The 13,690-nt window shown below is 43.1% G+C and carries 13 protein-coding genes; 4 read left to right on the forward strand and 9 right to left on the reverse strand.

What is annotated here, in order from left to right; all coding sequences use genetic code 11:
* Positions 1–150: 150 nt before the first annotated feature.
* A complete protein-coding gene (locus N0M92_RS09665) occupies positions 151–321 on the reverse strand; it encodes a hypothetical protein (RefSeq protein ID WP_260285513.1) in 171 nt (56 codons plus the stop codon).
* Between the two features lie 147 nt (positions 322–468).
* Here N0M92_RS09665 and N0M92_RS09670 point away from each other — a divergent pair, with 147 nt between their 5' ends.
* Positions 469–1,398 carry an SDR family oxidoreductase gene (locus N0M92_RS09670; protein WP_260285514.1) on the forward strand — a complete coding sequence of 310 codons (930 nt, stop codon included), beginning with the start codon at positions 469–471 and terminating at the stop codon, positions 1,396–1,398.
* A gap of 107 nt (positions 1,399–1,505) precedes the next feature.
* Here the strand turns inward: N0M92_RS09670 and N0M92_RS09675 are convergent, their stop codons facing one another.
* The 8 genes from N0M92_RS09675 to N0M92_RS09710 all read right to left on the reverse strand — a co-directional run bounded on the left by N0M92_RS09675 (position 1,506) and on the right by N0M92_RS09710 (position 11,457).
* Positions 1,506–1,691 (reverse strand): sporulation protein Cse60, encoded by a 186-nt coding sequence (locus N0M92_RS09675; RefSeq protein WP_048682016.1) that lies wholly within the window; start codon positions 1,689–1,691, stop codon positions 1,506–1,508.
* A 63-nt stretch (positions 1,692–1,754) separates the two neighbouring features.
* Positions 1,755–2,837 carry a tartrate dehydrogenase gene (locus N0M92_RS09680; RefSeq protein WP_260285515.1) on the reverse strand — a complete coding sequence of 361 codons (1,083 nt, stop codon included), beginning with the start codon at positions 2,835–2,837 and terminating at the stop codon, positions 1,755–1,757.
* A gap of 267 nt (positions 2,838–3,104) precedes the next feature.
* Complete coding sequence (locus tag N0M92_RS09685; RefSeq protein WP_034309364.1) at positions 3,105–3,416, reverse strand: rhodanese-like domain-containing protein; 312 nt, start codon at positions 3,414–3,416, stop codon at positions 3,105–3,107.
* Positions 3,417–3,524: 108 nt separating this feature from the next.
* A complete protein-coding gene (locus N0M92_RS09690; RefSeq protein ID WP_260285516.1) occupies positions 3,525–4,865 on the reverse strand; it encodes an MFS transporter in 1,341 nt (446 codons plus the stop codon).
* Positions 4,866–4,907: 42 nt separating this feature from the next.
* Entirely contained in the window at positions 4,908–7,421 is a 2,514-nt protein-coding gene (locus tag N0M92_RS09695; protein WP_260285517.1) for a PEP/pyruvate-binding domain-containing protein, read from the reverse strand.
* 352 nt (positions 7,422–7,773) lie between these two features.
* Positions 7,774–8,802 carry an NADH:flavin oxidoreductase/NADH oxidase gene (locus N0M92_RS09700; RefSeq protein WP_260285518.1) on the reverse strand — a complete coding sequence of 343 codons (1,029 nt, stop codon included), beginning with the start codon at positions 8,800–8,802 and terminating at the stop codon, positions 7,774–7,776.
* 425 nt (positions 8,803–9,227) lie between these two features.
* Positions 9,228–10,070: an aldo/keto reductase gene (locus N0M92_RS09705; RefSeq protein WP_260285519.1), complete on the reverse strand. Its 843-nt coding sequence runs from the start codon at positions 10,068–10,070 to the stop codon at positions 9,228–9,230.
* Between the two features lie 181 nt (positions 10,071–10,251).
* Positions 10,252–11,457, reverse strand: a complete 1,206-nt coding sequence (locus tag N0M92_RS09710; RefSeq protein WP_260285520.1) for an MFS transporter — start codon at positions 11,455–11,457, stop codon at positions 10,252–10,254.
* Between the two features lie 188 nt (positions 11,458–11,645).
* On the opposite strand from N0M92_RS09710, the gene N0M92_RS09715 reads away from it, so the two are divergent.
* From N0M92_RS09715 to N0M92_RS09725, 3 genes are all read left to right on the forward strand, one after another.
* Entirely contained in the window at positions 11,646–12,017 is a 372-nt protein-coding gene (locus tag N0M92_RS09715; protein WP_192206160.1) for a winged helix-turn-helix transcriptional regulator, read from the forward strand.
* 178 nt (positions 12,018–12,195) lie between these two features.
* Positions 12,196–12,501 (forward strand): hypothetical protein, encoded by a 306-nt coding sequence (locus N0M92_RS09720; protein WP_260285522.1) that lies wholly within the window; start codon positions 12,196–12,198, stop codon positions 12,499–12,501.
* Between the two features lie 30 nt (positions 12,502–12,531).
* The gene (locus tag N0M92_RS09725) at positions 12,532–13,683 is read left to right on the forward strand and encodes a CAP domain-containing protein (RefSeq protein WP_311202533.1); all 1,152 of its coding nucleotides are present in this window, start codon (positions 12,532–12,534) and stop codon (positions 13,681–13,683) included.
* The last annotated feature ends 7 nt before the right edge of the window (positions 13,684–13,690 follow it).

The raw sequence follows: 13,690 nt of genomic DNA on the forward strand, positions 1-13,690 counted from the left end.
GGATATAGTCAGTTTTTCCTAATGTCATCTGTTATGATCGGGAATTTTTGAGTCGAATGGAGGCTGCATTTAGTCCTCTCATTGAAAGACCAAGGCAGCCCAATTCAGCGGACTCCGTTCTTCATCCATTTTCCCTTTTGATGGTAACCTTTAAATCACGGGATAATACGGCACATATCGCGGGTTATAATAATAGGGCGGTCTTGGTCCGATAAGCGGCAATTCGAAGGTATTTGGGTTGGAATCATATAACAACTCCACTTTTTCATCCGATTGTTCGACCAATAACATCTTCACTTCTTCGCTATAATAATAGGGCATATCGAGGCCTCCAAAAACTTTTTTCTACCCTTCAGCATATTCGCGCTGCACGGCAACGAGCCCGTCCCCATACATGTTCTTCATGCACGGCATATACCTGATAATCATAAAGTAACCGGACTAAATTCTTTTTTAGGAGGGCCCCTCATGGCAGAAGATAAGAAAAAGAAATCATCCGGTAAAAGCTATCCCATGCATCCGAATTATGGAAAGATCACCCGTTATCAAGACGTTCCCATCACGGTTCCTGAGCAACGCCAATTCCGCCAGCCAGGTGTAGAAAAATTAATGGTGCCCAGGCCCATCATCGAAAATCCCAATTACAGGGGCAGCGGGAAACTAACCGGAAAGGTCGCATTGATAACTGGCGGAGACAGTGGGATTGGCGCTGCGGCTGCCATCGCTTTTGCTAAAGAAGGGGCAGATGTTTCCATCGCTTATCTGGATGAACATGAGGATGCCAATCGGACTAAAACGAGAATTGAAGAGCTTGGACAACGTTGCTTACTGGTGCCTGGTGACTTAAGGGATAAGCAGCAATGCATCCATATCGTGGAAGACACCATCGAAACATTTGGAAAGCTCGATATTCTCTGTAACCACGTGGGTATTCAATTTCAGCAATTAAGCTTGCTTGATATTACGGATGAGCAATTTGATGATACCTTTAAAGTCAATATCTATTCCCATTTCTACACGACCCGTGCTGCCCTTCCCCATTTAAAAGCTGGGGCCTCCATCATTAATACATCTTCTGTCGTGACGTTTAATGGGAATAAGCAATTAATTGATTACACGGCGACTAAAGGGGCCAATATCGGTTTCACACGTGCCTTGGCAAACAGTCTTGTCGATCAAGGCATCCGGGTGAACGCCGTTGCGCCCGGAAGGTTTTGGACACCGCTCATCCCGGCAAGTTTCTCGGCAGACGAAGTGACACAAGTCGATAACCCGATGGAGCGTCAAGGACAGCCATTTGAACTGGCTCCCACCTTTGTCTATCTCGCTTCTGATGATTCCCGTTTTGTGACAGGACAAACGCTTCATGTCAACGGCGGGGAAGTGACATCGTCGTAATTTCCCACATCGAATATACTCCCCCCACACGAAAAAAGACTACCTTGAATTGCCCGCCTTGCAGCAATAGGTAGTCTGATATGAATGATGGAGTTGCCGGCCGGCCTTTATTTTTTCTTATAGATGATCATCGCACTGAAACAGTAAATCTGTTCCTCTTCCTCCTCACCTGTAGTGGCGACATTATATTTGATATCGACGATTTGATTATCGCGAATGTCTTCAAGGAAAAAGTTCATTTCGTCCTCTAGATCCTTTTCATGCTCATAATCAAATAATTTGACTTGTATCATCGGCTCTCCCGCCCTTTTACTATAATGATAGTTATTGTGCAGGATGCCCATTTTTCATGATGTTTATACTTGATTTGTTTGTAACGCGGATAATATGGCAACAACTTCATCCCCGACTTCTTCTGTAGAAGCTGCCCCGCCCATATCAGGAGTCAGCGCCTTTTTATCGACCATTACCTGTTCGATCACGTCCAAAATTTTCGCACCCCAAATCTCATGCCCAAAGAAATCGAGAATCTGGCTGGCGGACCATATGGCCGCAAGTGGATTCGCGATGCCTTGATGTGCTATATCCGGGGCTGAACCATGAATCGGTTCGAACATGGAGGGATAAATCCGTTCCGGGTTTAAATTGGCACCAGCCGCCAGTCCCATCCCGCCTGCAATGGCAGCACCTAAATCCGTGATGATGTCACCGAATAAATTGGAGGTGACGACGATTTGAAAGCGTTCGGGCTGTTTGACAAAATACATGCTTGCCGCGTCGACCAGATAGGAATTCGTTTCTACTTCCGGATACTCCTGTCCAATTTCTTCAAAAACCTGATCCCAAAAAACCATTGAATAATTCAATGCGTTCGCCTTGCTTATGCTCGTTAGCGTCCTGCCCGTCTTACGCGCCAGTTCATACGCATAACGGATGATCCTCTCCGTTCCTTTTCGGGAAAAGACTCCCGTCTGCAGTACCACTTCTTCCGGCTTGCCTTTAAAAAGCCAATCACCGGCGCCGGAATATTCCCCTTCACTGTTTTCACGGATGACAACCATATCGATTTGGTCACGAGTCACGTCTTTTAATGGACAGGGTGCACCTTGAAGCAATTTAACGGGTCGGACATTCACATATTGGTCAAATCCCTTTCTGATTTTCAGCAGAAGTTCACGTAAGGAAATATGGTCCGGGACACCAGGATAACCTACAGCCCCAAGATACACGGCGTCAAACTTCATCAGTTGATCCAGTCCGTCGTCGGGCAGCATTTTGCCGTGCTCCAGGTAATATTCACAGCCCCATGGAAAATAGGTGAACTCGAAAGAAAAATCCCCAGCAATTTCAGCCACTTCCTTAAGTACCTTTACCCCCTCATTAATTACCTCAGGGCCAATTCCATCACCCGCAATAACCGCTATTTTATGAACATTCATTCTTCCACTCTCCTTTTTCTATATTTTCTGATTTCAGCACCCTAATTTTAACATATCATTTTTGCATTCCTGTCAAGGGGGGTATACAGAAAAAAAGAGTCCTTTCATGATGAAAGGGCTCTTTTTTTCACGCCTTCAAATATGCGCGTCTTTCCGCATATTCACGGCATTGTGAACAAACCATGATCTTTTTTCTCTCTTCATTCAAATAAGCCGTCACATTCTTGGATTTACGCTTACAAAAGTGACAGGTCTTTTTGAAGAACTTCACTTAACGATGACTTCGCCGTCCCATTCAAGCATTCCGCCAACCATGTTTGCCACTTTATATCCTTGTTCCTGAAGATAATGGCATACATTTTCACTGCGGCGTCCTGAACGGCAGATAAAAATATATTCTTTTTCTTTATCAAAATAGTCAAGATTCGCCGGGATGTCATTCATGCGGATATGTTTCGCGCCTTCGATCATTCCCTCTTGTACTTCTTCGTCTTCACGAACATCGACAAGTTCCATCGCTTCGCCTGCCTCAAGCTTAGCTTCCACTTCTTCAGTTGTAATGATTTTGATTTCTTCCATAATTAGCACCTCGAATTATCGTTTGATTTATCTTTTTCATTATAGCAAAATTTCCAGTTCAACATCACGTAATGGAATCGTTAATGAAAATTCCTTCATGCCATGTATTTATTTCCAGAAATTATCTTCAACACTCAAATTTTTATTGCTTCTAAAAACCATCCTGGTTAAAATGGCTCCTAACACTGCCGCCACTATCAGGATACCGAAAAGGATCGAATAATTGGCGATGATCCCTATCAACGTAGATGAGATGATGCTCCCGAAATATCGAAAGGTCGAAAAGATTCCCGATGCCGAACCCGATGCGGATTCCTCCACGGCTTCCAGGGAAGCGACCTGCATGCTTGTAAGCCCTAAACCGATAGCCAACCCATTCACGATAAGTGTTACGGCTAGATACAAAAGAGACTGGAATTGGATGACGAATAAGAATAATAGATTCGTTAGCACCGTGATGGCGAATGAAAGGAATATGACCTTTTCCGAAGGGTATTTCCGGTTAAGCTGTCCGCCTATCATATTGCTAATAGCCATTGAAATGGAGAACAATGATAACATGACACCGCTCATGGAAGCCGAAATATCCATTTTTGTGGTCATGATCAGCGGCATGACCAACAAAATCGCATACATCGTGAAATTATTGATCAGTACAGATAAATTGGCATTCACGAATATAGGACTCTTAAATAAGCTAAAGTCTATAATCGGGGATGGGACAGACCTTTCTTTCCGTACGAATAATCCCAGGAAAAGAAGGCTCCCCATACCGAGTACGATGTACATCGCCGTTGATTTTGCATGAGTTAAAGTAATCAATAAAGTGATCGTAACGGCTAAATAAATAGAACCGATAATGTCCAATGGCTGTCGGGAATGCTTTTTCTGCAGTTTTGGTAAAAGAAAAAGGCCTCCAGCAAGTGCCCCCAATAAAAAAGGGACATTAACCAAGAATATCGCTTTCCAACTGGCTACAGCAATCAAAAGCGATCCTATCAATGGACCTACCGCTGCTCCCAGACCCATTCCCAACCCGAAAAATCCCAACACCCCCGGGAGCCGCTCACGTGAAACGGTCTGCCGGATAAGGGCAACGACATTCGGGATCAGCAATCCGCCCCCTATGGCCTGCAGTGATCGAAAAGCGACAAGCATGCCTATATTTAGCGCAAGCCCGCATCCAATCGAGGCAGCAAGGAATAGTAATATGCCAATTATATAGATTTTACGATTACCATATAAATCCCCAAGTTTACCCGCAATCGGCTGGGTAACGGCCATTACAATGAGATAGATGGTGACGACCAAAGTGACACTGTGGATATCCAAACCGTAAAAGTCTGAAATCGAGCCCAGTGCTATCGAAATCATCGTTGAATTGATTGGTACGAGAAACGCCGCCATTAAAGTAAAAATAATCATCAGGAATTCTTTCTGTCTGCCCATTCTTTCACCTCAGTCCTTCAAACAGCACTTTGTTCTACTTGCTCATCCATCGATAATCGTAACGGTTCCCGTATTCCCATCGACAATGACACGATCTCCATCTTTTAAGCGATCCGTTCCTATTTTTGTCCCTAACACTGCCGGAATCCGATATTCCCTGGCAATGATCGCAGAATGGGACAGCATGCCGCCTGTATCGGTAATGATTGCTTTTGCATCCTGGAAAAAGGACGTCCAGACTGGTGTCGTGGTCCTGCAGACCAGAATATCTCCTTTTTTAAAATGAGAGGCTTCATGCATACCGGATATCACCTTGACTTTTCCTTCGCATACTCCTCCGGATGCTGAAATCCCTTTAATCGTACTCGCCGTATTTTCCTTGTTTTCTTCCAATGAGCCAAACACCATTTCCACGAAAGCACGCTCTTCATCCGTAGGTTCCCCAAAAAATGATGGCGTTTTCATTTTACTCTGTAAATCATATTGCCTTTTCCGTTCCAATACCGTTTCCTTTAAAGTGTGGGGGGCATCCAAAGCGGATATGACCTCATCTTTATATAAAAACCAAATATCTTCTGCGTCATCCAGCACGTTCTGTTCAACTAAAAGCTTACTTACTTTCAATAAGTATAAACGTGCCTTTGCATCGAACATGGCATCAATATAAAAATGATGATCATCCGTGATTACAGCAGCATCCAAGACCATTTGGTAATATTTTTTAAATTCGTCCCGCTCAGCGGAATCTTCAATTCCATTTAAAAACCTTTGGTATATCCGTTTCCCGTCAGCTAATGCCGTTTCGAATTCTTTATCGAAATCATACCCATTGATGATGAAACTTTTAATGATTTGCAGTACATGCTCAGGATTTTCAATCCAGGTTTCCCCAACGAAATCATGTGCTTTAAGACATCTGTACCCGTACACATTGACGAAATTATCCACACGTTCCAGAAGATCCTTCCCTTTCCCAAACGCGTTTAGATCCCTGGATAAATTTCCTTCATCAGCATCCATGATCACCTTGAGCAACTGAGGTTCATTCTTCGCTTTCAAAGATAATTGCCACAGTATTCGATCGGACTCCAGTGACTTATTCATCACTCCAGCCATGGATTGGTAGAGTTCATGGGGCGGTTCGGTCCCCAGCAAGCTTTTGAATAGCCGTTCAAGTTTAATAGTAATACTCGCAAGCGGAAGGACGATCATGAAATGCCAGTAATAGACCTCTTTGAAAAACCCTTCTAACTCACCCAACCCTCTTATCGCTTTGGCTGCCGTGAATTCCTTCGAAGTTTCTTCATCCAAATATCGATAAATGGGCAATAAATGATCATGGATAATATCATGCATCCTGTTCGTCATATCTGGATACAAGGTCTCCATAAGCTTTTCGTTTTCCATGAATAATTGCTTGGGGTCCGTTTCTAGGTGGATTTGCTTTCCGTAATAATACCCATTATGGACTTTCATTTGGATGTATCCCGACGGTTCCCTGAGTTCCTCTGCCGCTTTAGCCATTCCTTGATAAAATGGTTGGGTGACTATGGATGCGAATAATGGGGAAATTGGATCAGGAAATCTTGAATCGATCAAAACCCAAAAGTCCTCCTTATCAGTCCGATCCAAAATAAATTTTTTCCTGGCTTCTGGAATGACTTCAGCGTCTTCGATCACTGTTGTAATCGGGCGAGCTTGCAAGAGATATACCTTTTGATCTTGAATGGCGAATTCCAAATCGACAGGATGCCCATAATGCTTCTCCACCTCCAGTGTCAATTCGATCAATTGTGTAAGCAGCGCATCATTGAGGCAATATGCCTCCTGTTCCGCTTTTGTGGTTTCCACTTCTAACGTGCCTTTGGAGCCGGAGATGATTTTCAGCTCTTTGCAGCCCTTGATTTTCTCGATCTTCGTACCATCACGTTTAGCCAAATAGGTATCGGGTGTCACGATACCAGATACCACCGCCTCCCCGAGCCCATAACTGGCATTTATCACAATATGATCTGGATTGTACGTAACGGGGTCCTGGCTGAAAATCACTCCTGAAACATCTGAATGTATCAGACCTTGGACCACAACGCCCATTGATATTTTTTCAGCATTTTCATGAATGGTTTCGGTATATTGCCGAACCCGGTTCTCGAAACAGGAAGCCCAGCAGCCTTTTACCCTTGATAGAAATTCTTCATCCGTTTTAACATTCAGGTATGTTTCATACTGACCGGCAAAGGATGCCCCTTCCAGGTCTTCTGCACCCGAAGAGGAACGGACTGCCACGGATGCATAGTCTTCCCGCAGCTCATGAAAAGAGCTCAACAGGGTGCTTGTCAAATCATCCGGGATGCTCGCCTCCATAATCTCGGCCTGGATGGCTTCACTTTGTAAATCCAGTTCATTTCTTTCTACGAAATGCATGAATGAATCATTGCTAATGACAAACCCATGAGGCACGGGCATGCCCAACTTCGTCATTTTAATTAAATGTAAAGCTTTTCCCCCTACGATTTCATTGGACTCAGCAGCATTTTCAAATCGCTCTGTATACATATTCGCTCCCCTTCCATCACGTTGAATATCCAAGATCGAGAAATAACCATTTATAGGTATAAATCCCACTCTTAACCATAAAGGAAATCCTGTTACAATGCATTTGAAAAGGCTTACACTAAATTTCATGATGGGCATTGCTTTCGCAATGATTCTTAGGGCTTTATTGCCATTTTCCCGAATGATCGATCGCAAAAATGCAACAAACTATTCAATTTTATATTTATTTACATTTATTAAGTAAATACATCAAATCCAATCACAACGAATAATCCCTACAATAGTCACAATGGGGCCTGAATGAAAAAAACGCCGGCGAATATAATTTTCGCCGGCGTTTTAAAAATCCGTATCAATGCTTGAAGCCTAGTTGATATTGTTTAGGGATCTCCGTTTTTATATTCAAAGATTTAGATGCTTCAAGTGCCCAATAAGGGTTTCGCAGCATTCCTCTGCCGACGGCAACCAAATCGGCTTCTTCATTGCCAATGATTGAATTTGCTAGAATCGGATCATCTAATCGACCTACAGCAATCACGGGGATATCCAAAGCTTTTTTGATTTCCCTCGCCAACGGAGTTTGATAGCTAGCATGCGTACCCGGTCTTCCGTCTGCTCCAATCGGACCTTCTCCTCCAGAACTTACATGGAACATATCGACTCCCGCTTCTTTAAAGACTTGTGAAAAGGCAATGCTTTCCTCAATGCCATATCCGCCTTCAACGTACTCTTTTGCAGAAATGCGCATGATTAAAGGCATGTCGGCAGGCATTTCGCTTTTCACTGCTTTAATGACTTCCACTCCGAATTTGGTCAGGTCTTTTCCATATTCGTCATCACGTTTATTCGTAAGCGGTGATGTGAATTGGTGGATTAAATACCCGTGTGCACCATGTAATTCGATTACGTCAAATCCCGCTTTAACAGCCCTTCTGGCCGATGCCCGGAATTTATCGACCATTCCCTTCACTTCTTCCGTTGCTAAAGCTCTTGGTGTTTTGTACGTTCCATCAAACGCAATGGCTGATGGTGCCACCGGAGTTTCGGCATCCTCCGCTTTACGGCCTGCATGGGCAATTTGTATCCCGATTTTTGCACCGTATTGATGAACTTCCTTAACGATGTTGGAGAAAGCTCCAATTTGGTCATCGGACCATAATCCAAGATCACGATTCGAAATGCGCCCATCAGGCTCCACATCAGTCATTTCCACGATAATCAATCCCGTGCCGCCAACTGCCCTGCTTACATAATGTTGCTGGTGCCAGTTTGTTGGTATACCATCTTCCGCTTCGACGGAGTATTGGCACATCGGCGGCATGACGATCCTATTTTTAAGTTCAAGTTCTTTTATGCGATAAGGTGAAAATAAATCATTCATAATTTTTTATCTCCTTTTTCATATAATGCATGCACATGCATTTATATCATCTGATTAATTCTGTGTCAACTAATCAGATTCCCGAATCTTTCATTGTAAACGACATCATCTATTGGTACAGCATTTCCATCCCCACCAATGCGGAGATCCAATAAAAAAGCTGTTTTCGCATACTTTTTTGCTATTTACCAAGTAAAGCGGTGTGGTTGATTTCCCCTCCAGATGCTCGCTTTCCGCGGGGCGGGCGGTGGGCCTCCTCGGCGTAAACGCCTGTGGGGTCTCACCTGTCCCGCTGCTCCCGCAGGAGTCTCGCACTTGCGCTACAATCAACCTTAAATCGTTTAGTTTTAAAAAAAACAATCTTTACGAAAAGAGCCTAAAAAAAAGAGAAAGACGGATATCCCGTCCCTCTCCTTCATACTTGATTAAAAGTCGAAATTATCAGGATCTGGACCAACACGGTGATTTTGATTCAATCCATCAATTTGATTCATTTCCTCTTCCGTCAATTCGAAATCGAATATAGATGAGTTTTCTACAATACGATGTTCTTTAGTGGATTTTGGAATCGTTACAATCCCGTTTTGGATATCCCAGCGCAAAATGACTTGTGCAACTGATTTGCCATGCTTGGTCGCAATTGCTTGTAAAACGTCATTATCCAGAAGTTCACCTTGCATCAATGGTGACCACGCTTCAAGCTGTATCCCTTGTTCCTTACAGAATGCCTGAACTTCTTTTTGAGTTAAACGCGGATGGCATTCCACTTGATTGACCATCGGCTTCACTTCTGCATCCTCCATTAAATCTTTAAGATGGTGAATCTGGAAATTGCTCACACCGATCGCTTTTACTTTTCCTTCTTTATAAAGAGTTTCCAACGCTCTCCAGGCTTCTTTATATTTTCCTTCCACTGGCCAATGGATAAGATATAAATCCAAGTAATCCAAGCCAAGTTTCTTTAAGCTTTTTTCGTATGCCGCAATTGCTGATTCATATCCTAAATCGGCATTCCAGACTTTTGAAGTTACGAATAAGTCTTCCCTGGAGATTCCGGCTTCTTTTATGCCCTCACGAATCCCTTGTCCGACTCCTTCTTCATTTTCATAAATAGCAGCTGTATCGATGCTGCGATAACCATGTTTAATGGCCACTTTAACTGCATTTACCAGCTCCGGCCCTTCTTCCACCTTAAATACGCCCAATCCGAACCAAGGCATTTTAACGCCATTATGCAACGTTGTTGTATCTTGTAAATTTTTCACCATTATACTCTACCTCCAAATTTTTTCTTCATTGTTTTTTAGGATTGTAATGCGCTTAAGTATCAGTATCATTACATCCCTTCAAGGAACCTTCCATCATTCCCTGAAGGGATGCAATGATACTTGGTTATTGATACTCTAAACGCATGGCATGCTTTTTCTAACATGCATCACTTTTTCAATCCTATGCTATTTTGTCAGTTCCCTTGGAACGGTCTTTACTTTCCAGGGCACGGCTCCATGCTGTTAAAATCACTGCTGCAAACACCATGACTCCACCTATCCACGCTGTATGGATCAGTCCGATCGAATCCGTAATCACCCCTCCCAAGTAGGCACCAATGGCGATTCCCGCATTGAAGGCCGCAATATTGATGGCCGATGCCACGTCCACTGCACTCGGTACGAAACGCTCAGCTAACATGACGACATACACTTGAAGCCCCGGAACGTTCATGAATGCAAACAATCCCATTAAAATGATCGTAATTAAACCGGCAATCTTAAACGGTGCCGTGAAAGACAAAGCCACAAGTACAATGGCTTGTATAAGAAACATATAGAATAGGGCATTAATAGGATTGCGATTGGCGAATTTCCCGCCAAGGGTATTTCCTATTGCTATTGCCACTCCATATATTAGCAAAATCAAAGCCACAGTTCCTTCTTTAAACCCTGTCACTTCCTGAAGTAATGGCGACAGGTACGTGAAGACAACGAATGTACCTCCATACCCTAATGCCGTAATGATGAATACTAGCAGCAAGCGGCCATTCGTCACCAATTTGATTTGATCACGGAATGTGGTCCGTGCAGCCTTTCTTAAATTGGATGGAACCAGGATGCCGTTTCCGATGAAAGCAATCAAGCCGATTGCCACAATGATGATGAAAGCGAATCTCCAGCCGAATTGCTGACCGATGAAGGTTCCAAAAGGAACTCCGGTCACCGTTGCCACCGTCAGACCTGTAAACATGATGGCGATGGCACTAGCCCTGCGGTTTTCAGGGACCAAATCAGCCGCAATCGTAGCGCCGATCGACATGAAGATACCATGTGCAAGCGCTGAAATGACACGTGCGATCAATAATACACCGACAGTTGTTGCAGAAGCGGCTAATGCATTTCCGGCAATGAACACGACCATTATCCAAAGCAATAAAGTCTTTCGCGACATATTCGATGTCAGGGATGTCAGGATAGGTGCCCCGAACATGACCCCCAAGGCGTATAAGGATACCGTCAATCCCGCCGTCGTCACTGTAATGTGTAAATCTTTAGAAATGAGCGGCAATAATCCCACGCTGATGAACTCTGTTGTTCCAATTGCAAAGGCACTGATCGCTAAAGCCAGCAATGCCCATGTACTTTTATTTTTATTTGAAATCATATCCTCTTCTCCTTCTTGTCATTTTGTACTATCATTGAAATTGCCTTAGCAACTTTTTTTATAAATGGTACAGTGGAATTCGGCGTGCAAATGTTATTATGAGATATAATGCAAATAAAAAACAGTACGTACTTTAAAGTGATATAGGCACCTTTTAGTACCTATAAAATAAGGAGAGTATGCCAATCATGCAAAAAAAGAAATACAATATATCAGTTGAAGCGACACTGGAAGTAATGGGCGGAAAGTGGAAATGCGTAATCCTCTGCCATCTGACCCACGGAAAAAAGCGGACCAGTGAATTGAAGCGCCTTATGCCGAACATCACCCAAAAAATGTTGACCCAACAATTGAGGGAGTTGGAAAAGGACGAAGTCATCAACCGTATCGTTTACAACCAAGTCCCCCCTAAAGTGGAATATGAACTTAGTGAATATGGGCAAAGCCTGGAAAGTATCCTATCCTCACTATGTACGTGGGGGGAAAATCACATAACCAGAGTGTATGGAGATAAGTTTTCCGTACTCGAGGAAAGTGTATTGAATGATCCATTGAAATAATTCCAAACAAAAAGATTAGCTCGAAGCGGCTAATCTTTTTTTGTATAAATTAACTTCCGAACAATAAATTTCACCACCGTTTTACCCCCTCTCCTTTTTGGTATAATATGTAATGAACAACTTATAATTTTTTATTTTGTAAACGAAGAAGTATAATGATGAAACCAAGGGGTGACATATGAGGGTCTTATTAGAATTGATACGCATCATACTCATATTCGGGATAGCCGGAACAATCATTTCGACCATTGTAAACGGCATATATATAAACATCGGAGTGAATCAGTATGGCTGGCTAGGCTCGATTGCCATTCTGCTTTTATTATTCGTCTGGTACAGAAATAAACTTCAGTTCAGTGGCTGGTATTCGGGAAAAGGGAAGGAAAAGCTCCCCAAAATTGCCTCACAAATCCTCATTCTGTGTTCAGTATTTTTGCTATGTACCCCGCCTGTTTTAAGTGTGCTGCAAATGATCTTTCATTAATCGGGATTTTATATCCTGGATAGAGCAGGAGTGAACGATTTGCGGAAATTGTTTAATATTGTGGTCCTCATACTCCTACTCTCTGGATTATGGTATGGATATGGTAAAGATATTCAGGAGTCTGGATTCAAAGCGGGGGCCAGTGCCTTTGCAACGGATGTCCGCTCCTTTATAACCGGGCCCGAGGTTACGACTGCCTTGGAAAAACTGAGTACTGGGGTCAGCAGTATCATCGGCTCGATGACGGAAACATTGGATTCCGCTTCTGAAAAAGAATCGCAGGAAACAGAAAAAGTGAAAAAACCAGCACTAGAAGCACCTGCTGATGCTTCCTTCTCGGTCCATAATATTGAAATTGGCGACACGAAGGATGATGTAGAAAAATTGGCTGGTGAAGCTAAGCGGAATACGCGTAATGAATATGGCGTGGACTGGTTCGCCTATCACGAAAATTATCAAAATTTCTTCATGGTTGCCTACGATAACAACAATAAAGTTGTCGGTTTATATACGAATCAAGATTTGATTTCCTCGAAGGAAGGCATTAAACGCGGCACTCCCAAAGAAACCGTGACCGGGAAAATGGGGGAGCCTGTAACAAAACTGCTTAAAGGAAACGTCTATTACCAGATTCGAAGTGACAGCGGCGAATACGATATGTTTGAAATGGATAATAGCTATGTGACCATTTTTTATGACAAACATGAGAAAAATACAGTCACGGCAATCCAAATCATCGACGCAAAACTCGAAAAGCAAAAGAGCGGCTATTTTGCAGAAGCCGGCCCCGAATTAAAGAAGGGCTTTGAATATCAATTATTCGATTTGACCAATGCATCACGGGTCAATCATGATCTCTCAGTGCTTTCATGGGATAAACGAGTGAAGGTGACGGCACAGGATCATAGTAAAGACATGGCCGTGAATCAATACTTCAACCATACAAACCTTGAAGGAGAATCCCCGTTCGACCGGATGGAAGATGACAAAATCACTTTTCGAATGGCGGGGGAAAACCTGGCTGCCGGTCAGAATAGCAGTATTTTTGCCCATGAAGGCCTAATGAATTCCATTGGCCACAGGGAAAATAAATTACAGAAGGATTTTGAATTGCTCGGTGTCGGAGTTGCCTTCGATGAGGAAAATAAACCATATTATACGGAGAACTATTTGACGAAATGAATAAAAA

The sequence above is a fragment of the Peribacillus aracenensis genome (assembly GCF_025175645.1).
GTDB lineage: Bacteria > Bacillota > Bacilli > Bacillales > DSM-1321 > Peribacillus > Peribacillus aracenensis.